The organism is Nitrosospira sp. Nsp14 (genome assembly GCF_900113575.1).
In the GTDB taxonomy this organism is placed as follows: Bacteria; Pseudomonadota; Gammaproteobacteria; order Burkholderiales; family Nitrosomonadaceae; genus Nitrosospira.
In genome coordinates, this window is sequence record NZ_FOPV01000020.1 from 22,673 (window position 1) to 44,949 (window position 22,277).

At 55.9% G+C, this 22,277-nt stretch carries 17 protein-coding genes; 4 read left to right on the top strand and 13 right to left on the bottom strand.

Features of this window, described 5'->3' with window-relative positions:
• Positions 1 to 48 precede the first annotated feature (48 nt).
• From BM022_RS12660 to BM022_RS12685, 6 genes are all read right to left on the bottom strand, one after another.
• A complete protein-coding gene (locus tag BM022_RS12660; RefSeq protein ID WP_091139813.1) occupies positions 49 to 1,158 on the bottom strand; it encodes an ABC transporter permease in 1,110 nt (369 codons plus the stop codon).
• Between the two features lie 3 nt (positions 1,159 to 1,161).
• Positions 1,162 to 2,340, bottom strand: a complete 1,179-nt coding sequence (locus tag BM022_RS12665) for an ABC transporter permease (RefSeq protein ID WP_091139816.1) — start codon at positions 2,338 to 2,340, stop codon at positions 1,162 to 1,164.
• Entirely contained in the window at positions 2,340 to 4,130 is a 1,791-nt protein-coding gene (locus BM022_RS12670; RefSeq protein ID WP_091139818.1) for an ATP-binding cassette domain-containing protein, read from the bottom strand. Before BM022_RS12670 ends, BM022_RS12665 begins: the two co-directional genes overlap by 1 nt.
• Positions 4,123 to 5,157, bottom strand: a complete 1,035-nt coding sequence (locus tag BM022_RS12675; RefSeq protein ID WP_091139821.1) for an HlyD family secretion protein — start codon at positions 5,155 to 5,157, stop codon at positions 4,123 to 4,125. Before BM022_RS12675 ends, BM022_RS12670 begins: the two co-directional genes overlap by 8 nt.
• 117 nt (positions 5,158 to 5,274) lie before the next feature.
• Positions 5,275 to 5,697 (bottom strand): hypothetical protein, encoded by a 423-nt coding sequence (locus BM022_RS12680; protein WP_091139822.1) that lies wholly within the window; start codon positions 5,695 to 5,697, stop codon positions 5,275 to 5,277.
• Positions 5,698 to 5,711: 14 nt separating this feature from the next.
• Positions 5,712 to 6,572: a hypothetical protein gene (locus BM022_RS12685; protein WP_091139825.1), complete on the bottom strand. Its 861-nt coding sequence runs from the start codon at positions 6,570 to 6,572 to the stop codon at positions 5,712 to 5,714.
• A 247-nt stretch (positions 6,573 to 6,819) separates the two neighbouring features.
• On the opposite strand from BM022_RS12685, the gene BM022_RS12690 reads away from it, so the two are divergent.
• The 4 genes from BM022_RS12690 to BM022_RS12705 all read left to right on the top strand — a co-directional run bounded on the left by BM022_RS12690 (position 6,820) and on the right by BM022_RS12705 (position 12,204).
• Entirely contained in the window at positions 6,820 to 8,067 is a 1,248-nt protein-coding gene (locus BM022_RS12690) for an esterase-like activity of phytase family protein (protein WP_091139827.1), read from the top strand.
• 329 nt (positions 8,068 to 8,396) lie between these two features.
• On the top strand, positions 8,397 to 9,047 hold the full coding sequence (locus tag BM022_RS12695) for a potassium channel family protein (protein ID WP_091139828.1): 651 nt from the start codon (positions 8,397 to 8,399) through the stop codon (positions 9,045 to 9,047).
• Positions 9,044 to 10,405: a TrkH family potassium uptake protein gene (locus BM022_RS12700; RefSeq protein WP_091139830.1), complete on the top strand. Its 1,362-nt coding sequence runs from the start codon at positions 9,044 to 9,046 to the stop codon at positions 10,403 to 10,405. Before BM022_RS12695 ends, BM022_RS12700 begins: the two co-directional genes overlap by 4 nt.
• Positions 10,406 to 10,590: 185 nt before the next feature.
• The gene (locus BM022_RS12705) at positions 10,591 to 12,204 is read left to right on the top strand and encodes a pentapeptide repeat-containing protein (RefSeq protein WP_091139833.1); all 1,614 of its coding nucleotides are present in this window, start codon (positions 10,591 to 10,593) and stop codon (positions 12,202 to 12,204) included.
• A 174-nt stretch (positions 12,205 to 12,378) separates the two neighbouring features.
• Here the strand turns inward: BM022_RS12705 and BM022_RS12710 are convergent, their stop codons facing one another.
• The 7 genes from BM022_RS12710 to BM022_RS12740 all read right to left on the bottom strand — a co-directional run bounded on the left by BM022_RS12710 (position 12,379) and on the right by BM022_RS12740 (position 22,231).
• Positions 12,379 to 13,194 (bottom strand): OBAP family protein, encoded by an 816-nt coding sequence (locus BM022_RS12710; RefSeq protein WP_091139835.1) that lies wholly within the window; start codon positions 13,192 to 13,194, stop codon positions 12,379 to 12,381.
• 185 nt (positions 13,195 to 13,379) lie between these two features.
• Positions 13,380 to 14,744 (bottom strand): SulP family inorganic anion transporter, encoded by a 1,365-nt coding sequence (locus BM022_RS12715; RefSeq protein ID WP_256209166.1) that lies wholly within the window; start codon positions 14,742 to 14,744, stop codon positions 13,380 to 13,382.
• A gap of 95 nt (positions 14,745 to 14,839) precedes the next feature.
• Positions 14,840 to 15,349, bottom strand: a complete 510-nt coding sequence (locus tag BM022_RS12720) for a hypothetical protein (protein ID WP_091139837.1) — start codon at positions 15,347 to 15,349, stop codon at positions 14,840 to 14,842.
• A 417-nt stretch (positions 15,350 to 15,766) separates the two neighbouring features.
• A complete protein-coding gene (locus tag BM022_RS12725) occupies positions 15,767 to 17,167 on the bottom strand; it encodes an alpha-pore-forming cytotoxin subunit MakE (protein ID WP_091139840.1) in 1,401 nt (466 codons plus the stop codon).
• A gap of 70 nt (positions 17,168 to 17,237) precedes the next feature.
• On the bottom strand, positions 17,238 to 18,344 hold the full coding sequence (locus BM022_RS12730; protein ID WP_177191718.1) for an alpha-pore-forming cytotoxin MakA: 1,107 nt from the start codon (positions 18,342 to 18,344) through the stop codon (positions 17,238 to 17,240).
• Complete coding sequence (locus BM022_RS15575) at positions 18,341 to 19,438, bottom strand: alpha-pore-forming cytotoxin subunit MakB (protein ID WP_177191719.1); 1,098 nt, start codon at positions 19,436 to 19,438, stop codon at positions 18,341 to 18,343. Before BM022_RS15575 ends, BM022_RS12730 begins: the two co-directional genes overlap by 4 nt.
• A gap of 597 nt (positions 19,439 to 20,035) precedes the next feature.
• Positions 20,036 to 22,231, bottom strand: a complete 2,196-nt coding sequence (locus tag BM022_RS12740) for a TonB-dependent receptor family protein (protein ID WP_256209167.1) — start codon at positions 22,229 to 22,231, stop codon at positions 20,036 to 20,038.
• Between the last annotated feature and the right edge of the window lie 46 nt (positions 22,232 to 22,277).

Sequence of the window (22,277 nt, forward strand, 5' to 3'; positions counted from 1 at the left end):
AGAGCCCCGGGCAAACCGGTGCCTATGGCTATCGCAGGTGACCGTGGGCTACAGCAGATGATGGCGAAACAGCCACGCGGCGAGCGGCAGCGTAATGGCTGAAATGATCAACAGGGGGACCAGATCATACGCAACCATCAGCAGGCTGGCTCCCTCTAGATAGACGCGTTGCATCAGATCGATGGCGAATCGCAGCGGATTGGCCAGCGTGGCAATCTGCAAAAATTGCGGCATGTTACGAACGGGAGTGGCCAGTCCGGAAAGCAGGATTAAAGGCATGATAAGCATGAAGGTGTAGAGCATGGCCTGCTGCATGTTTGCCGAAACTGCCGAGATCGATAGCCCCAGGCCAACGCTGGCAACAATGAACAGGATCAGGCCGGCATAGAGCGTCAGGAGCGAGCCTGCCAGCGGTATTTTGAACCAGAACAATGCCACCAGCAGGACGATGGTGGACTGCATTAGGCCGATGAGCATGATGGGGATGGCCTTGCCAATCATGATTTCCGTTGGCGAAAATGGCGTCACCAGCAACTGGTCGAAGGTGCCATTTTCTCGCTCCCGTGCTACGGAAAGCGCAGCCAGCATCAGGGTCTGTATCATGCTGAGCGAGGCGATGAGGCCGGGCAGCAGGTTCCAGCGCGTTTCGAGGTTGGGGTTATACCAGGCGCGCGACTCGACCGTAAGCGGAGGCCTGTTCTCCGAGCGCAAGGTAGTGTTGTAGGCCTCGATCACTGTGCCGACATAAAATGCGGCGGAGCCCGCGGTATTGGAGTTGCGCCCGTCAAGGATCAGCTGCACCGCAGCCTGTTCACCCGCGTTGAGCTGCCGCTCGAAGCGCGGCCCGATCTGGAGCACCATCAACGCTTCCCCGGAATCGATGACGCGAGCGATCTCGCTCGGGGTTTCTAGGGTCGCGACCCGGCGGAACACGCCCGTTCCGTCGAGGCGCGCGACCAGTTCAACGGAGGCAGCGCCCCTGCTTTGATCAAGTAACGCGTATGGCACGTTGTTCAGGTCGTAAGTCGCCGCATAGCCGAACAGAAAGCTCTCCACCAGCGAGGGAACCACCAGAATTATCCGGTTGGCGGGATCTTTCAGGATGGCCAGCAGTTCTTTCCGGCACAGGCTGACCACGCGGCGCAGAAAGTCGAGCATGGGTCAGTCCAGCTTCTTGCGCGTGACGAACCGCGCCAGTCCCAGCAGCAGCACGGCGTAGGCGGCCAGGATAGCGCTATTCTTGAGAATCAGTGGCCAGACATTGCCGGCGAGAAACAATGTCCTGATCAGTTCCATGAAATAGGTGGCAGGCAGGAGCTGTCCCACAAGGTAAATGACCGTAGGCACATTCCGCAGGTCGAACAGGAAGCCGGAGAGCATCAATGCTGGCATGAAGCTGCTAATCAGGGCTATCTGGCTGGCCAGGAACTGGTTTTTCACCGACGAGGAAATGACCAGTCCGATGCCCAGAGCGACCAGCATATAGAGCATCGAGCTGCCGAGCACGATCAGAAACGAGCCGAACATCGGTACCTGGAAAAGGAAGCGCGCCGCCACCAGGCACATTCCGAGGCCCAGCATTCCGACCAGAAAGTATGGAACGATCTTGGCCAGCAAGATCTCGGTTGGCCGCACTGGCGAGACGAATAATGCTTCCAGGGTGCCGCGTTCCCACTCTCGGGCCATTACCATCGCGGTGAGGAAAGCGCCGACCAGCGTCATGAGGAGCACGATGAGCCCCGGCACCAGGTACCAAGTGCTCGTGTTCGCGGAGTTGAACCACATTCGTTCAACCAATGTTACAGAGCCTGCAGCGACCATGTCCGCGCGTCCCCTCCGGTCGGCAAGGCGTTGGGCCCATTGGCGGATGGTGCTGTTTACATAGCCGCGTATGATCAGGGCGCGGCTGGCCTCGGAGCCATGCACCAGCAGTTGTACCTGGGCATCACCTGCCGCCAGGCGGCGGGAAAAATCATTCGGTACCCGCACGATGGCATCTACCCTGCGTGCCAGCATGAGGCGCTCGGCATCATGCATCGAGCTTACCACCACCGGCGATATGTATGCGGAGAGCCCCAGCCCCGCGACGACGTCAGCGGCCATGGGCGAGGGGTCTTCGAGTACCACCGCGACAGGCGCGTTCGTAACATCGAGCGACAGTCCGTAGCCAAAAATCAGGATGAGCGCGATCGGCAAGCCGATCCCGATGGCAAGGTTGCTTTTGTCCCGCAGCAGTTGGCGAATTTCCTTGCGGGTCAGGGAAAGCACGCGCTTCCAGAATCCTTTAAACCCGCCCCCGCCCCCATGCTTCCCACGGGTCGCAGCCCTTTCTTTGCTCATCAGCCTGCCGCCTCCGCATGGGTTGCATTCTCTCTCTGTCTCGCGCGCTCAACAATACTAATAAACGCCTGCTCCATGCTCAGTTTGCCGTCTTTCCCGCCTGCCTGCAGACGCACCTCCTGCGGGGTCCCGAGCGCAAGCAATTTGCCCGCATCCTGTATCACGATGCGGTCGCAATACTCGGCTTCTTCCATGAAATGGGTGGTGATGATGATCGTCGTTCCTACCTGTGACAACGCCGTAATGCGGCGCCAGAACTCGCGCCGCTTCAGCGGATCGGTGCCACTGGTGGGTTCGTCCAGGAACAGGATGTCGGGTTCGTGCAACAAACCGACGGCCATTGCCAGGCGTTGCTTGAATCCACCGGGCAGTTGGCCGCTGGGTGAATTTTCCCTTCCTCCAAGATCGAATTGCTCAACCACGGTGCGGATGCGATCATATAAGCGAGCCCCATACAAGCCATAAGCGCTGCCAAAGAACTCCAGGTTTTCGCGTACCGAGAGATCGCCATAGAGAGCGAATTTTTGCGAGACATAGCCGATGTTGCGGCGCGCAACGGCTCGGGCGTGCCGCAAGTCAACCCCCGCGACATGGACGAAACCGCTGCTCGCAGGCAAAAGACCGCACAGTACGCGAAACGTGGTGGTTTTGCCGGCGCCATTCGGACCCAGCAAGCCAAAAATCTCGCCGCGCCGGACCGAAAACGAGACATGATCCACGGCGATGAATTGACCAAAAGTCCGCACAAGATCTTTCACCTCAATTGCGATTTCATCGCTAATTCCTGTTACAGGGCGGTGAGTGACCATCGCTTCGGCATCCCGCGCGATAGTTTCCATCTGCGCATCGTACCGTTTGCGCAGCAGGACCATGAACCCGTCCTCAAGACTTGCCGCTGCCGGGAATACCTCGATACCGTCCAGCAAGGCATCCAGCCGCGTATTGCCCGCGTCGGCACGCCGGATGAAACGAACGGCTCCGCCTTGAGGAACTGCGTCGATAATGCTTTCGGCGTCATCCAGCAGGCGTGCCTGGAGGATCCGCGGCGGCTGGTCCTGCGGGGGGATGGCGATAAAGCACAGGTTGTTCGCCTGGCCCCGAATGTCTGCCGGAGTGCCGCTGGTCAGCAGCTTGCCCTCGTGCAGCACGAACACCCGGGCGCAGCGCTCGGCTTCATCGAGATAGGCGGTAGTGACGAGCACGGTCAGGCGCTCATCGTGAATCATTTGCAGGATAATTTCCCACAGCTCGACACGGGATAGCGGGTCCACACCCACGGTCGGCTCATCGAGCAGCAACAACTCGGGCGCGCGGACCAAGGTGCAGGCAAGGCCCAGTTTCTGCTTCATTCCCCCCGACAATTTCCCAGCCGGGCGGTCGGTAAAACGCGCCAGGTTGGTCATGTGCAGCAGCCGGCGGTAGCGTTCCTTGCGAGCCTCCTGCGTCACGCCATGCAGATCGGCATACAGGTCGAGGTTTTCCTGCACGCTCAGGTCTTCATACAGGCCAAAACGCTGCGGCATATAACTGATGCGGTCCTGAACCGCTTGCGGATCGGTGGCGACATCGATGCCCAGTACTTCGAGTCGGCCTTGATCTGCTTGCATCAGTCCGGCCATCATCCGCAGCAGTGTCGTTTTGCCCGCCCCGTCCGGGCCAACCAAAGCGGTAAGCGTTCCCGGGAGTACTTCGAGAGAGACATCGGTGACGGCGAGAACCGTCTGTCCCGTTTCCTTGATCAGAAAGCGCTTGTGAAGTCCGTTTCCCGCCAGCGCCGCCGCTTCATTCATCCTTACGTCCTGGGAGCTGCTTGTCCTCTTGCAGAGGAATACGCACGGTGGCCGGCATGCCTAAACGCAGCCGATCGCCAGGGTCATCGACATAGACGCGCACTTCGTAGACCAGGCTGGTACGGAGTTCTTCGGTCTGGACGATTTTCGGCGTGAACTCCGCTACGGAGGAAATATAGCCTATGCGTCCCGGGATGGGCTGATCCGGATGGCTGTCGATGATCACCTGAGCGCTCATTCCCGGCTTGATATGGCCCAGATCGACTTCGGTTATGTAGGCGCGCACCCATTTCGGGTCGGTGATTGCCAACGCATAAACCGGGCGTTCTGGTGAGGCCATATCGCCCGGTTCCAGCAGGCGCGAGCGGATCGTGGCGTTGATGGGGGCTTTCAATTCCGCCTGGTTGAGATAATGAATGAGCAGTGCCAGCTCGGCTCGCGCGCCATTCAACTGCGCCCCGGCCTGGGCGATGTCTTCGCGCCGCGGACCGATCCGGGCCAGTTGCAAAGCCTTTTTGCGGTTCTCGAGCTGCGCCCGGGCTACGCGCCGGCGGGCACGCGCACTATCGAGATCCTGTTCGCTTACAGCCCCGGAAGTATTGCCGGTGATGTCCCGTAGGCGGGTCAAATTCACTTCTGCCAGATCCGCCTCGGCCTGCGCGGCGCGCACCTCAGCCCTGGTCTGCGCCACCTCCTCCGGCCGCGTGCCATTCTTCAGCCGCAGCAAAACCTGCTCCTGTACGGCGATACGAGCTTCCGCCTCCGCGATTTGCAGGGTCAAGGCGCGGGTATCAAGGCGTGCGATGACCTGCCCGGCCTCGACTCGGTCACCTTCCTGCACCCGCATCTCGGCGATCCGCTCGCTGCCGTTGAACGCCAATGAAACCTGGCGGATATCGACATTACCGAAGAGTACCAGTGTGCCGCTGTCGGCCGGATGGCGAGTGAAATACCACCCCGCCAGTGCCAGGGCGGTCAATATGAGCACTACAGTAGCCGCAACGAGCTGTTTGAGTCGTTTGTTCATAAGGCAAATTGGGCCAGCTCCCGTTGCAGCGCGTCTGCGCTGACCGGTCGGTTCCAGCTTATGGGTTCCCGGTTTGCGGCCTTAACAAGTTCTGCTGCTCCTGCAATGATTTGCCACTCAGGTGCCGTCGCTGCCCTGCCGCTGGACAATCGCGATCGTGGCATCGTTCACTGCCAAGATTGCGGCTGGGATAGCTGCTGCGTTGCCCGAGGACACGGCCGCGGCGAAGAGAATCAGCGCAGAGGCGAGATCAAGCGCCTGCTTGAGCGTGGCAATACGTTGCACCGCAGATCGCGCCGCTTTTAGGCTGGATTGCAAATGAACAACCGCCACCTCACTGTCCAGCAGAACGAGTCCGATGGCGGAGGTGTAGATGCCGGAGGCCGTGTTCAACAGCCGGATCTCCTGCTGATCGATTTCATCCCATTGGGCTTTCGTCAGGCTGGCGCGGTGACTGATGCGCCAGTCGCCGAGTGCAATTGCGGCATCCCGAAACTGGTTGCCCAGCTCAAACGCATCATCCGGGTTGAGTTTATCCATGCGGCTGTCTTGTATTATCGCGTGATCTCAAGCAAGCTGCGGTAAGCATACCGAAGTTCATCGATATATGGGCTGAATTGCTCGTTTAGCTCGTTATTGCCGATCCTGTCTCTATGCTCATGCAGATATTGGTGACCTTGTGCGAGCTTCTCCAATACCGCGTCATACGCCTGCGCGCCCTTGATCCGGCTATCGATCCGGCCCAGCGCTTCGGCTTTCGCTTCCCTCGCCAAGGCCATCGCCACGGGCTCCGGCGGATTGTCGGGCGCGAGCATGAAGTTGTCGTAATACCGCGAGACCAGCGTCGATTCCACCTGTAAATCCGCGTAGATACCCCTCATTACGATCTTGCGCGTAGCCTTGATGATATCCTGCAGGGGCTGATTGCCGTCCTGGATAAGCTTTTTGATTTCGTTCCGCCGGTATACCGCCGTGACCCCGCGTGCCAGCAAAGTGGATAGTGCGGCGACTGCCTCTTTTTCGTCACTGGTCAGCAACGTCGCCTTGTTTAGGCTGGCGCCGAGGTCTTTCAGCGATTTATCATATGCCCTGATCTCGCCCGTCGTCAGTCCTCCGAGCCCCTGCATGTAGCCGACCATCGTTTGCTGAAACACATCCAGGCTTGCCTGCTGTGCTTCCCGTCGCGTCCTCTGCGCGTCCAGTTCCGCGTGGAACTCAGGTGGCTGATATTGCTTGCGTCGATCCAGCGCCGCAATATAGTCTCTGGTTACGGCTGCATGATTTGCCGCGTTGGACGAAAGCGTCGCAAACTTTTTTACTGCATCAAAATTTGCACAACCGGATACGCCTACCGCCAGCAGAAAAGCGGCGAATCCGGGAAAGAAACCTCTTCCTATATGAAGGGGGCGAGCCATGTTGAATTTCCTGTACCTGGATGAACGATCGTCCATCGGTGCAATATCCCGCATTTCAGCCACTGGCGGCTACCCAGCTCATCATTTCTTATGCAAAATGTGCAGCGGATGCTGCATTGTAGAGCTTCATATCAGGTTAACGGAATGTCGGGTAAAACCTGATAGAGTCTCATTCCTCAAGCGGATGGCGGCGCGCCGTGCTCGTACACAGCTCAAGGTTTGAATAATACTGAAAATCGCCGTACTCATGAGAAAAATTACTCTGCCGGCGGTTGCTCTGGCGGCAAGTTTCGCCATTGCCGCCGCGATGCATGCGGCCGCCGAAGCGGTCACCGAAGTGGCCACCGAAGCGGCCGCCGGCAACGCACCCCCCAGCTTCAGGCTGAATTATATCGGTCATCAGCTCGTGCCCAACAATACCCGCTTCAACGGCACCACCGTCGGAGGTTTGTCCTCTCTCGATTATGATCCGGCCAGCGGCCGTTATCTGGCCGTCAGCGATGACCGCAGCAAATTCAACCCCGCGCGGTTCTATGAACTTTCCCTGGACCTCTCCCGTTTTACCCGCTCCGCGACACCGGGCATGGACGGCGTGACTTTCCACTCAGTTACCACGATTCAACGCCACGATGGCGGCGCTTTCCCGAATGGCACGGTGGACCCGGAAGGCCTGCGCCTGGACGCCACGCGCAATAAAATATATTGGAGTGATGAAGGTCACCGCGGCATTATGCTCACCAGAAACCCGGCAGTGCGCGAAATGAATCTCGATGGCAGCCACAGCCGCGATTTCGGTGTGCCTTACTACTATTATCCGCACGGCTCCAGGCTCGGTATATTCCCCGGCGACAGCGGGGTCTATGGGAATCTCGCATTCGAAAGCCTTGCAATTTCGGTGGATCGCAGGACGCTATATACCGCCACCGAGAATGGCTTAATCCAGGATACGCCGCCGGCGAATATCGTTACGGGATCCCGTGCACGCATCCTGTCCTTTGACATCGACAGCGGTGCGCCAGGGGCCGAATACATCTACGATGTGGCGCCGGTTGTTTTCATCCCCGCCTCGATTATCGGATTTGCAACCAATGGGCTGACCGATTTCGTTGCCGTTGGAGACCGGCAGTTCATCACGATCGAACGGGCTTTCACGCTCGATGCGCTCATCCCCGGTACCAACTCGACCGGTTATTCCATCCGTCTCTATTATGCGGATGCGCGCAACGCTACGGATGTATCAGGAATGCGGACGATTGCAGGCCTCAGCGTTGTTCCGGTAAAAAAGACATTGCTGCTGGACTTGTCGGAACTGAAAAACGCGGACGGCTCCGCGCTCGCGCAGGGTAATATCGAAGGGATCACTTTGGGACCTGTCTTCAATGGCAGGCACACCGTCATACTGGTAGCCGACAATAATTTTACCCGCACCCAGTTGACCCAGTTCATAGCATTGGAAATGCGGCATGACATGTCGAAAAGCCCGCCGGCTTTTTGAGGACTGGATAACAACGGGAACGTTTGTGGACATTCTTCGATAACCGTGCCGAGATACTGCCGGTAAAAGTTCATCCGCCATGGCCCCCGGACGCCTGCCGCGCTCGATTCAAACCGCCGGGCTGACGTGATTACACGCGACGTTTCCAGGCTGGCGGAAGGCGAAAATGGGAATCGAGCGCCCCGCCCCACTTAACCAATTGACGTAACAGAAACGTCCAGCGTCGCCTTTCTCGATGCTAGACAACGAACACCTGGCAACAACTGCGGGCAACTATTTCTGCTAAGCTTTATGCCGGGCGAAACGGAAACGAAACGATTGGAGTGTCCATGAAGCATACCTATGCGGTGGTTGGGCTTGGCATTTTCGGATCGACCGTCGCGCTTGAGCTTGCACGGCTGGGGCATGACGTCATCGGGATCGATCTTGACCCCAATCTTGTCAATAACATCGCCGATAAAATCACCCAGGCCGTCATTGCTGACGCGCAGGATGAGAAGGTATTGCGCGACCTGGGAGTTCATGATTGCGATGGCGTGGTGATCGCCATTGGAGAAGACATCGAGGCCAATATCCTCGCTACCTTGATCGTCAAAGGCATGCCCAAGCCCAAGGTCTGGGCAAAAGCCAATAATCCCAACCATCACAAGATATTGGAAAAACTGGGCACTGACCATATCGTGCACCCGGAACACGAAATGGGCCTGCGCCTCGCGCGCGGAATGGTCTATCCCGAGGTGATGGACTACATCAGCTTCGGCGACGATCAATTCGCCGTAGAAGTGCGCGCTTCAGAGCGGCTAGCCGGGCAGGGGCTGGATTCCCTTCATCTGGCGGAAAACGATCTCCAATGTTTGCTGATCAAGCATCAGGAGCAGGTTCTGGCGCCGCCGCCACCGCAATATGAGTTCAAGCTCAATGACCAGATTCTGTTATGGGGGATGTTGCGCAACCTGCGGAAAATCAGCAAGTATTTATGAGGTGGGCGCTGATGCGCGAGACATTGCTTCAGCGAATCAAGACGCATGTCCTGGAATTGACGCCGCCCCAGGCTCTGGCTCTCTCCTATATCGGTTTATGTCTGGTGGGCTCTCTGCTGTTGAAGCTGCCAGCAGCGGCCCAAATACCTATTACCTGGCCACAGGCCATTTTCACCGCTGTGTCGGCTTCTACCGTCACGGGCCTGGTGGTGGTCGATACCGGTACCCACTTCACCCTGCTTGGGCACTGGATACTGCTTTTTCTGATGCAGTGCGGCGGGCTGGGCCTGATGACATTCGGCATTCTCATCATTCACCTCATGAAGGGCCAATTAGGCCTCAAGCACCGCGCGGCACTACGTGAAAGCTTCAATCAAAGCGGACAAGGAGACTTGCGGCGCCTGATGCTATGGGCGGTGGGTTTCACGCTGATAACGGAAGCGCTGGGTACCGCACTTCTGGCTCTGCAGTGGGTCCCCGAACTGGGCTGGGGACAGGGATTGTTCTATAGTTTTTTCCATGCTCTTTCCGCATTTAATAACGCGGGCTTTGCACTTCGCGCCGATAGCTTGATGCCCTACGCAGGCAATCCTCTCGTCAATAGCGTTATCTCCTATCTGTTCATCTCTGGGGGTATCGGCTTCATCGTGGTCGCCGATATCCTCGGCCAACCGGGCTTCAAAAACTATTCGCTGCATACCAAACTCATGCTGATTGGGACGCTGGCTATTAACCTGGTTGCAATGGTCATAATACTGGTGCTCGAATATGGCAACCCTGCCACGCTCGGTGCACTTCCCGGCTGGGACGCCAAGCTTTGGGCCTCCTGGTTTCACGGAGCTGTGCCGCGTAGCTGCGGGTTTAACACGCTTGATACGGGCGCCCTCCTCCCATCCACCACTTTTTTCATTATCGGCCTGATGTTTATCGGCGGCGGCAGCGGCTCGACGGCGGGCGGCATCAAGCTCAGCACCTTCATCGTCGTTTTGCTCGCCACATGGGCATTTTTGAGAAAGCAGGAGCGCCCTGTTGTATTTGGCCGCAGCATCCCACTCGATATCATCCGCAAATCGCTGGCGATCATCGTCATTTCGCTGCTTTGCGTCACCACGGGCATCTTCCTGCTAACCATAACGGAATCGGCGCCCTTTCTGGATGTGGCTTTTGAAGGGGTGTCCGCGGCAGCAACGGTTGGGCTATCCCGCGGAATTACTGCGGATTTGTCGCTCCCAGGCCAAGCGATCATCATGGTGTTGATGGTAATCGGCCGCATCGGGCCGCTCACTATCGCGTTCCTGCTGGCGACTTGGCGCGGCGAAAGCATACAGTATCCGCCGGGACAAGTGAGCATCGGATAGGTAAAAATTCTGACCTCGTGACAACTACTAAACTGAGCTAGCAGCTAAAATCGCTCACCCCAGCCAAATGTTCTCCGCCAGAGTTCGACATAGGTTGAAAAACCTTACGGTAGGTTCCATAGGTCTAGGGGAAAAATGACAAAAAAAGGTTGTATGAGAAACCACTAAGCACAGGAATACGCATTATGAATAAGATAGAGAGTATGGAACTCTATACGCAAGGCGTAGAGGTCTGGAACTCTTGGGCAGCCGAGATGTTGGCTGAGCGTACCAAGCTTATAGAGACCGGAGAATGGATGGCTGAAATTGATCCCTTGGGTAAACTCTGGGGATCAAATCTAGCAACTGAGAAATGGTTAGATGCGGTAATGAGCAATTTCTCAGGAGAAGTGTTTAAGAATGAGATGAATTTTATCAATTTCGTATTTCCTGGAGATGCAAAATTTACAGGGACGGTATTTACGCGCGAAGTGAGGTTTAATGGCACGACGTTCAACGGCTTTACAGATTTTGAGACCGCGGTCTTTCGTAGCTATGCGGGGTTCGGGGAAACCAAATTCCTCGGCTTAACATCATTTTATAAAGCCAAATTTGGTTTCAGCGGGAATTTCAACGGAGCTGAGTTTAGCGGTGGTGCAGAGTTTAGTAGCGCGACGTTCGGCACAGCGGTTTTCATTGGAGCGAGGTTCGACAGCTATGCTGAGTTTAGCAAAGCAATGGTTAACACTGGGTACTTTTCTCAAGCGGTATTTAACGGCGAAGCTCGGTTCTCAAAAGCGAGTTTTAATGGCGATGCCCAATTCATGGGGGTGAAATTTAACCGTTCCTTGCACTTTGATGAAGCAAATTTCAACAGCAACGTAATGTTCCATGGCGCAATGATGGCGGACAGGGCAAGTTTCGATAGAGCGGAATTCAAGGGCAGAACGTGGTTCGACCAGTCTCTTTTCAAGGGGAATGTAGTATTTGATCAAGCGATCTTTGCGAATCTTACAAGTTTTTTTCGCGTCACGTTCCAGAAGGAATCAAGCTTTGTTGCAATAGAAGGGCGAAGTCTCTTTACGCTTGAAGAGTCGGTCTTTTTTTTAGTGCCCGATTTCGCACAAGCGCATTTTGCGGAAGCGTTGCGGCTCGACAATTCACATTTCAGTGCCGCCCCACGTGAGTCGAGACGATTGTGGAAGCGCGAGCTTAGGAGTACTAACACAGATCTCGCCTCCCGTTGGCGTACTCTAAAACGCCTTGCACTTCAGGGACACGACCACGAACGGGAGCTCAATTTTTTTGCGGAGGAGATCAAATCGCTGCGCGGCGTAAAGGACTGGCTCTTACCTAATCCACTCAGTTTTCGCAAAGGTTCTCCGGTATGTTGGCCGGGGGGTGGACGCTATTGGGCAGGACTTCTGTATGAATGGTTTTCGGACTTTGGGAGATCTGCACTCCGCCCGCTCTTATGGTGGGTAACTATAACGTCCATTTTTGCAACCTATTATTTCCTCCATTATTCTGATCTGCCGTCTGAGAGCCCACGCACTACCCCGGCATTTACCTGTACTGGTGACCCGGTGGCGGCCGCACTCTACTTATCGATTCATAATGGTTTGGTTATTTCAGGGCTGGGCCGCGCTGAAAAATTAGCTCAGAGTTATGCGTGCTTGTATGGAAGGGAAGAAAACAGTGGTTTCTTCCCGGTGATGCCCGATGCTGTAGTGTTTGCTGGGCTTATTCAAACGATACTTTCGGCCATACTAATCTTTCTATTTTTACTTGCCCTTAGAAACTACTTTCGAATTAAATGATGCTTAATTAAGCCAGTGGGGCTGCGGTTACCCTATGGATATGTGGGAAAGCGTGACTAGGTGCCGAGTTAGGGAAATGAGCGGGAGAAAATGGAACAATTACATGTTTAAGGTATTCGATATTTGCTCCATATAATTCAAACACTGTCATACGACATATGGTTAAGGTATGCACTATTGTTCCGAGACCGGACTAGCATTCTTCTGGTCGACCACTCCGGGGATATCGCGAGTGGGCCGGGCAAATTTACCTTTCAGGTCGTCAACGCCCGACTGGGGCTTGGCGTATTGTTTGAGGTCGGCGCGCTGTTTGCGCGCTTCGTCGCTGTTTAACTTAAGCTTCTGGTCGCGTTTTTCCACGAGTCCAGGTATCGCTTCGCCATCCCTGCTGAAAGACCAGCCAAGCATCGGCGCGCCCAACGGAAGTGCCGTGCCCGGTTTTCCTTCATGACCCGTATTCCACACGTGCCATGTTTTGCCATAGCTGTTCATTTTTTCTTTCATCAGGGATTTTTCGGCCGCATCGGGAATATGGGGTGCAACCAGCTGACCGGAAAGGATTTCGCCGTTATGGGGATGCCAGTACTGCTTTTCCTCTTCAGGCAGGCGCGCAAAAAGCTTTTCCGAAATAATATATTCGATTCCGTTCAGATTCGCAGCCGCCGTGTTGCCGTCGAACAAGGCGCACTGCGCAAAATCCTCGTTGACCTGATGACAGTAGTGATGAGCCTCCATCTGGTCTTCGGGGGAGTCCTTCATGGGGTGGAAACCGACCAGATAGATGTCGAAGCGCTTTAACGGGGCATTGCTCTGCAGAAGCTTCGCGCCCAATTCCAGGATTCTTGTTTTCGGAGATTTGGTTTCCCCAGCCGGAACCACATCCGGTTCCTTTGACTCTTGAGCGAAGGCGCCTTGCATAAGAGCAAGCAACATTGCACATGAGAGTAACGCCGCATATGCTGGGGGAAAATTCCCATTCAGCTTATTCATATTCTCCTCCTGGATAAGCCTGCTGGAATCATTCTACGGATGATGCAGCGCTTTTCGGTACGCTAACGCACACGCTATGACGACAATTGGCGATTGGCGTCATTTAACGCATAAATCCACGCCATGCGCTGACATGGCGTGGATTTGCTCAAAAAACTGATCCTGATTGTAGTGCTGATCGCCAGCTAGTCCGCACCGCCCCCGCCCGACGAAAATTTATCCAGGTATTTTTTGATGATGGTCTTGCTTGGGACCTTATCAGCCTGGCTGAAGACAATATAGTTGATAAGGCCGTGCACCGCCATGGCGATAAGCAAGCCTTCGAAAATTCCGACTTTATAGACCAGCAAGCCGCACACCGTGGCCAGGATCATGGCGTATTGCCCGTAATGCGCCACGTGCCACAGCCCCATTATCATCTTCCACCCGGAGAAAATCATGATGGCGGCCAGTGAAAACTTGGGCAGATATTCCAGATACTGCGAGTTCATGGCGAAAAAGGCGACCACGATCCCGATCACCAGGACCGAGAATTTCGTCATCGCGCCGGCCAGCTTGTTGGTCGTACTTTTTGCCAAGCCATCGAGGTTGGTCATGCCGCCAAAGAAGCTTGAACCCATGTTTGCGATCCAGATGGCCAGCAGGCTGTTGTTGGTATTGCACTTTCTATCCAGCGGATCGATCTTCTCGATCGCCGCATTGCTCATCACCTGCTCGATGACGTCGATCACAGCCAGCATCGCCGCGAAGCCAATAACGTAAATCCAGGTTAACGCGCTATCAAAATGCGGCAGCGGGAGTGCAAGCTGGAGCTCCACGTCATCTACATGCAGCATCGGCACGGGCAGGAATTGGGCCAGCACAATGCTCGCGCCAATCAGCAGGAAATAAGGCACGGCAGGCTTCGTGTCCTTGAATTTGGAGAACAGGTACACGAACGCGACAAAACCCGCCAGGGAAATAAGCGCCATTTGTATTCGCGCGCCGTTCCAGAATGCATCAGCCGCTTCCTGCTCGGCGGGAATTTCGTAAGTGAATGTGAGGAATTTCAGTGCGATCTTCAGGCCGACCCCCGCCAACAGACCCTCGACAAGGTAGCCCGGCACGGCCAGCAAAATGTACTTTTGCCAGTTGAACTTCCATATCAGGGCCTGCATCGCGGCAGTCAGGAAAATGACGAAGGCCATGTTTTCCATGCCGAAACTCGCGACACCCATCGCCAGCACGGGCGCGAGGCCTGCGGCGACGCCAGGCGCCCCAATATAATTTCCGGGCCTGATAAAAGCATTGATCCAGCCGATGAAACAGGCAAACGCGACGGTTGCGAGGGCAACTTTGATGGGGTAATCGGACATCAATGCGATGCCGACGGACAGGGGAATAGCCATTGCGCCGGTGATAATCCCGGCCTGTATATCGCGGGCAAGATACTTGGCCTCAAACGCCGCGGATGCGGATTGAACGCCAGACGCGCTCGCGGCTCCGGTGCTGGCGATGTCACGATCTCCCAGCGGTCCGGATCTATCGTTGTGATGATGAGTTTCAGACATATTGATTTATTCCTCCTGAGAATTGCTGCGGTTCATGCCAACCCTTGCCGCGCATCGGGGGATCGATTTGCCCCTGTTGCTTCCGGCAAGACTCTTCATTTTTTCGCCCTCCTCGGTGTCCCTTTGGCAGACTTGGCAGAAGTGTTCGTCCGCAGCGACGCGCTCCGCGTCTGTTTTGCGTAGCCGGAATCCACGTCAACATCATCTGCAAACGAATCATCAGCCATGTCTTTATCCGGTCGGACAAAGTCCACGCTCGCACAAAACTGCAGCGCATCCGGTTCTGCCGCGATTGTCGGGGTGGGATGTTGCATGGGCTCCGGGGATACTTTGGGCGACGCGCGCGATAGGGCGGATACGTCGTTACCCTCACGCTCGGCGTGTAATTTGGAGAGCATTTCAACGACCAGTTGACGGTCGGCCTCGCGTTGTTGCTTGAGCTGTTGAAACTCGATAGCCATGCGTTCCAGCGTAGGCTGCGCCATCAACATGAATTCGGAAATCACCCCACTCATGCTTTGACCTGCTGCCGCGCTTATCTGGCGCAAAATTGCATACTGCTCCTCGGTAAGCGTGACCGTTATACGCGGCTTCGATGTGGGCATAATGCTCTCCTTAATAGTCGTCCTTCGAGGTGATGTAACTGATGCACCGGATGCAGGTGATGCACCTGATGCATGGAATGCTAGTGCATCACCTCAAGTACAGTCAATGAAATTGTTGGAGGCCCGGGAAGCTTCTACGCAGCTTCTAAACAATGGCTGCGCCACCCACCTTTTCAATTATCGGACTGCCACGCACATAGGAGCGACGTGCTGGAACCAACGCGGTACCGTGCCCCCGCGTTGACACGAATGTGAGTTTTTTGTTAATTAAATGTGAGCGGTATGGGAAGACTGGCCGAAAACGCTGAGCGATGATCGGAGATGTGTGTAAATCGGTTGCTCAGGCGTTCTCTTGAGAGTTGCCGTGGCGGTTGTCCTCGGGGGAGTTCAAGTGAGGGACTTTCCTCCCGCCTGGCTTTATTCCACCCGGAGCTCGGACAAGCCGAATTTCAGCGCCAGATCGGATTGTCCGGTACAAATGACGTTTTGATTTGCTGGATCGTAAACCATTCGCCACATGTACCTGGCGCCATTCTTCGGTATCTGTTTGACCAGTTGGTTATTTTCGTCATAGGCCAGCACACACATGGCCATGCGGTTATCCACGTAGTCCGCCACCCAATATGTGTGCGTTCCCCAGCGCAGTACCGATGTGTTGGGCGCGGCATTCAGGTTTGATCCGGAAAAGAAGGCATCCATTTTCATGTCGCCAGGAATTGGCGGGTGACTGAGCACGGGTACGGACTGCACCACGGGCGCGTCGCAATAGGCGCACATCACCGTATTGGTGGTAATCGGTGTACCGATGATGCCCTGGGCACCGGTCACGATGACATCCCACTCGTTGCAGGCGGCATTGAACCATGCCTTTTCCACTACCCACGCGCTGGCGTTTTGAGCATTGGAAATTTTGCTGACGATCCCGCTCATTTCCTGAAAAAAAACGTCCCAGCTAGTGCGGACCTGGTCGAGCATCTGACTCGAGACCTGCACATCGCTCAGGGCAATATTCCCCGACACGAGCAATCCGTTCAGCGTGACCAGTTGTGCCTGATCCTGGGTAAGAGTCTGCTGGGCGGCGACGATGCGATGCTGGTAGCTTTTAATGGTGCTTTCAAGCGCGTTGACCTTGCTCTGTGCCTCGACTATCGAGGACACGCCGATACCTGCCAGGACCAGCGAAAGGCCACCGGTGAATGGCGCGAACAGTACGCCAAAAACAGTTTCTACAATACCGCTGGTGTTTTGCGATTGGGCTTCCGCAATAGCCTTCCGGTCCCGGACGACTTCGGTGGTCATGGCGCCGATGGCAAGGTTGGTGGCCACGATTTGCGCCTGCAGACTACCGGCCTGGGCCTGGATCTGCGCCACGGTCCGGCCCATGCTCGCCTGAACCGTGCTCAGCCGCTGGCCCCAGTCGCGCAGCTGAGCCTCATAATTGGCCGTGGTGCGCAGGATCATCTGCGTGCTTGCCTGCAAGCCGGTCAGTTCAGCGACAAGCTGCGCCCTTACGCTCCCGAAATCGCCGCTGGTGGAATTGAACAGATTGGTGATGGTGGCCCGCCGCTCGCCAAAGGCCTGCCCGCAGTGGATGACGCAGGTGAGCACATCGGTTTGCAACTCGCTTGCGAAACGGGTGCGCCACTCTCCTGCCAGCGCCTGGGCCTGTTGCAGCTGGCTATTGAGGTTGGCATACCAGGGGGATGAAACGGCTTGCAGATGCGCCTCCAGTATTCCCTGGCAGGAGACGGACAGGTTTGCCGCCGCGGTGGCGCTGGAGCTGAGTTGCTGAGTGATTTGTGCGGCGTTCAACGTCATGAGAGGTCTCTATGGTTTAAAAAAAGGGGGTGCCCTGGCAACGAAACACCCCCCCAGGCAAAAAACAGTTCTATGCTGCCATGGGCAGCGTTTTCGCTTCCACAGGAACAGCCATGCCAGACAATTGCTGCGCGAACTGAACAGCCAGATTCCACTCGTTTTGAGCCGCGATGATGTAGGCCTTGTTCACGATCGCGGACAGGTTCTCGTCCGTCTTCTCGAGCTTGTCCATCGTCCCCTGCAGTTCATTCTGGAACATGGTCCACATGACTTTCACGTCCGATAGCGCGCTGGTGGCGGTGGCAATGGAGCTGATGGCAGAGTTCGCCGCAAGCGACAAGCCCTGAAGCGCCACCAACTGACGCTTGTCGTCGCTGATCTTTTTCTGATCTTCGGCGATTTCGTCAAACTGACCATTGATCTTTGCCTGCATGACGCCCCAAGTCACTGCGCCACCGATGATTGCCGCACCACCAATACCCGAGACAATAAGCGAAGCGCCGCCAGTGACAGGTGCAAGCGCAATTCCGACCACCAGGGCGAACAAGCCCACGCCGATAGCGAGCGCGCCCGCCACGATCGCCTTGTTTTCGGCGTCAATTTGCGCCCGGAGACCCTGAATCGCGGCGTTCATCTTGCCAATATCGGCCTGTAAATCGACCTGCAGAGATTGAATGTTGGCCGCCCCGGCGAACAGATCATCGTGCGATTTTTGCATTGCATCTCCCCAGATTTTCAATTGCTCCTGGGTGCCGATCACATCAGTGATGATCGTTTCGATTTCATCGTGCAACGCGCTGATAAGCGCAAATACCTGTTGCACCACCGGGTTGTCCTTGCCCTTGGCATTCGGGTTCTTGTTCAGCAAATCGACGATTTGATCGGTCAGCGCGGTGTAGGTCGTGCCGTAGTCAATCACGTGGCTGGGTACGCTCGCCGTCAATTTAGGGGCGATGTCATCAATCCACTGGTTCGCGAGCACTTTGGCTGCGTCCAGCTTGGCGTTGAGGTCATCGAACCAGCTGGGCTTCGGACTGGGCGGGATAAATTGCGTGTTCAGCACCCCGTGACAGGACGCGGTCACAATCTGCAGAGAAGCAAAGCCTGAGGCCGTGCTGCTGTTGGTATTGGTTGCGGCGGCGGTGTTTGTGCTAATCGAGGTAATCGAGGTAATCACGAATGAAACTCCTTGAGTGGGGTGGCGAAGTTTAAGGTGGTGACAGGTTTGGTCGTGGTAACCGTCACCGGTTGACCGTTCCTCGTCACTTGTGAAAGCTTGATGCAGAAGTCCGATAAAGTGTTCCAGCTGGCCGAAGCGGCGGGCATCGCTACCAGATCGACAATTTGTGTTGGGTTGGCGCCTGCGTTAATCGCGTTGATGACCTGGCGAACCTTGGTTTGCTCGGCATCCCACATGGCAGCCATCGGCGGCAACTGGCGATTCACCGCCAACAGGCTCTTGTCGAAGTTATCGATCAATTGGATAACGGCCTTGCTCATGGCAGCGGCTTGCGCGTTTTCCGACATGTTGATGCGCAACCTCACGATTTTGCCTATGGTTTGATCGATCTCTTTATCCGTCACGATCAGGTCGTAAGCCATCTTGCCAACGGTGAAAAGCAGGCCCCCGATCGCCAGGTAAGGAACCTCTACGCCTGCGGTGGAAACCAGCGTATAGCTGATGGTGACCGAAGACTGAATGAAGTTTTTTCCCGCCGCGATTTCCGCGCTCGACAGCGAACCCTCGAGGCCACCGAGCTGGTCCTGCAACGCAGTAACTTGGGTGGCAAGGTCGATCATGGCTTGTTCTTCGCTTGCCAGACTGTTCCAAGCAGTCGCAATGCTGGTGTCGAGTACCTGCCGAATATTGTTGAGATTATTGATCTGCAACGTAAACTGGCCTTCTGCGGCGCGCGTCACATTCTTTCCTGTCGCGAGGGCTGCGCTCATCGCATTCAGTATTTCCATCCATGCATCCTTGTCGTCGCCGATACTGGGCGCAACTTGCGCAAAGCCGGAAAACAATGTGCCGTAATTGATAAACTGGTTTAAGACTGGAGCCCAAATATCTGTTTTCTTTAGCTGCCAATGTTCACCCGCTTCACTCAACAGCTCGATGCGCTGTCGCACTGTGGGCAACCAGTCCGGATCTGGACTCAGTTTTCCTACCATCGTGTTCATACTTGCAAATGCAAAAGCGTCCACCTGGCGGATGGTGGAGTACGCCAGGGCCAGCTGGTCAGTCGCATTGTTGACATTTGGACTTAACATTTTTTCCCCCAGGAAATTGAATGGGCCGTTGTAAGCGGCAGAAGCACGGATGTGTCGGTAGACCGATGCCGTTGGTGTTGTACGGCTGGAATCAATGCGCAGGATCGGTCTTTCATAGACGTTTCCAGGTCAGATGAGGCAGCAATAGAAAATGGAATAAATGAGCACGGCGATACAAAAAATGCCCTATCCCGCCATATGCAAAAACGGGTTTTACCCGGCTCATTGCGCATCGGTCTCTAACGGCAAGACAAACGGATACTTGAACGGAATTTACGAAGCTGGCGAATATTTGAATATTTCTGACTGGTCGGTTGCAGGAATAGCTGAGGGGGAAACGTGGCGATTAGGATGATGATGAGTTTCAGGAGAATAACAATTCGTTCAGAAAGCGGCTTGACCACAGCCTCGAGGGGAATCGAGAAGCTGCCTTTTTCGGTTCCCGTAAGCTTCGCCCCGGGGGGTCAATGGCATAACATCTTAAAATGGTGGAGAGGCCGTCCGTTGAACTGGAGGCGGAGCTGATAAAGCGCCTCCACACTGGGGCTGGAAGGAAGAGGAAGGAAGAGGAAGGAAGAGCGTCCTGTGGCAGCGCCTCTAAAACGTGTAGCTTGCGTTCAGGCCCACCATATAGTTCCGTACCGGCGAGGGCTCATAAAACCGCCCGTTCGCTTCATTCACGATCACGGAGCCGACGTAGCGCGTGCCCGTCAGATTATCGATGCGCGCGAATCCGCTGATCTTCCAGGCACCGATCTGCCGCATATAGGCCACACGGACATTGGCGATGGCATATGCTTTTGCGGCTTCGGTATTCACGTCGTTGACAAAGATTCGATCCCGGTACAGTGCCTCCACCGCGCCGGAAAATCCGGGGAGCCCGCGCCGCCAGGCAAGTTCGCCGAAGGCGGTGTTGCGGGACACACCCGGCAGGAAATTGCCCTCCGAGACAGTCACCGCTGCCGGCGCCTGCGCCGGACGATAGCTGTATTGATCGCGAAAGACGGCATCGAGGTAGGTATAGGATACATATGCCGACAGGTCCCGGGCAAAATACGCATCTACGGAGAATTCCACGCCGCGGCGGCGCGTATCGGAAGCATTCTGGAATGTCGCTCGCCCGCCGGAGCTTGTTGCAGGCACAATCTCGCCGCTCACGCGGGTTTCGAAAAGCGCGAGATTGACGCGCGTGCTGTTGGTAGCGAGCCACTTCAACCCTGCTTCGATATTGTCGCTTTTGCTCGGCCTGAGCGCGAAATTGAGACCCGCGGCGTCATCCGGGCGATAGGCAAGCTCGACGAAAGTTGGCGTCTCGAACCCCTGCCCTCCGCTGGCGTAAAGATTGAGGGTGGGAGTGGCCTTGAACAGCAGTCCCACTACGGGGGTGATCTTGCTGTAAGTGACGCCGCCGCTGTCATCCCCGTTGCCGCCCCGGATAAAAAAATCGTCCGACTTGAACTTCACCTCGGTATTGCGTACCCCTGCGGAAAGCGACCACGAGGGCGTGAATTGCCACTCAGCCTGCGCATACTGGCTGAGACTGGTCACGGTATTGTTTTCGTCACGCCGCAGGTCTCCGCGGACCCCCAAAGTGGTCCCGGAGAAATTCTCGTAGCCTTTGCGCCGCTCGCGGAATGTTTCATATTCGATCGCCCCGGTGAGGGTGATTGGCTGCGGCCCGCTGCTTCGGTGCGCCAATCTCAATCCCAAGCCGGCGAACCCCCGGTCAAGGTCCACTACCCCGCCCGAATTGGTCTCAGGTATCTGTGCGACCCGAGGGATTGCCAAAAACTGTTCCACCTGCCGCGTTCCGGCATAGCTGATCAGTTTGAGCGAAGTCTCGGGAGAAAACTTATGCTCATATACAAGACCACCCTGGGTATTATTGATGCTCTTGCGCGTGTTGAAAGTGATCGCCCTGCTATCCGCCTGACGAGGATTTGCGAGCATTTGCCCCTGTGTCAGTCCGAGCGGGTCCCGCGTATCGCCCTGGTTAAGCTCGTTGAATACCAGGGTCAAGGTGCTATCGTTCGTAACTCGATAGGTGAGCTTTGCGTTTGCCTGGAACCGTGTGGCGGCACTGTGATCGCGGTACCCTTCCGTATGAAAACGGGAGATATCGACGATGTAATTGAAAGGTCCGGGGATGGCATTGCCGTCGGCGCCCTTTGTTCCGCCAAGGGTTCCTCCAAGTTTGATCTCGCCCCGGCTGGTGCCAAAGCTGCCCCCCAGCAGCGTGCCTGTTATCGTTGCTCTAGCGGGTCCATCCTCCGTAAACGCCTGGATCACGCCCCCCGAGGCATTGCCATGGATAGCGGAAAAAGGACCGCGCAGAACTTCGATGCGTTCGACCGAACCGAGGTTGATATTGGCCGCCTGGCCCTGCCCGTCCGGCATGCTGGCGGGGATGTCATCGACAACCAGGCGTATCCCGCGTATGCCGAAAGTGGAGCGGGCGCCGAAGCCGCGGATCGATACCTGCAGATCCTGGGCATAGTTTTGCCGGTTTTGAATCAGCACTCCCGGTACGCGCGATAACGCTTCAGACAGATTGACACGCGGCTGGCTGTCCTGCACCACCAAGCCCTCCACCACATCAATGGACATGGGCAGAGAAAAACTCGATTGTTCCACGCGGGTTCCGCTGACTACCACCGGGCTAAGGGAAACCGCCGCGTTACCCGTTGAAACGCGGGGAGACGAAATGGCCTGCGCTAGCGCCGAACCCAATCCCGATATCAGGATGGAGGGCGCGATTGCCGCGGTGGCAAGGATCGAGTTCAATGTCTTCAATGATCTTGCTTCCCCAAGACTTGAAATCGGCGTGACGGCACGAACG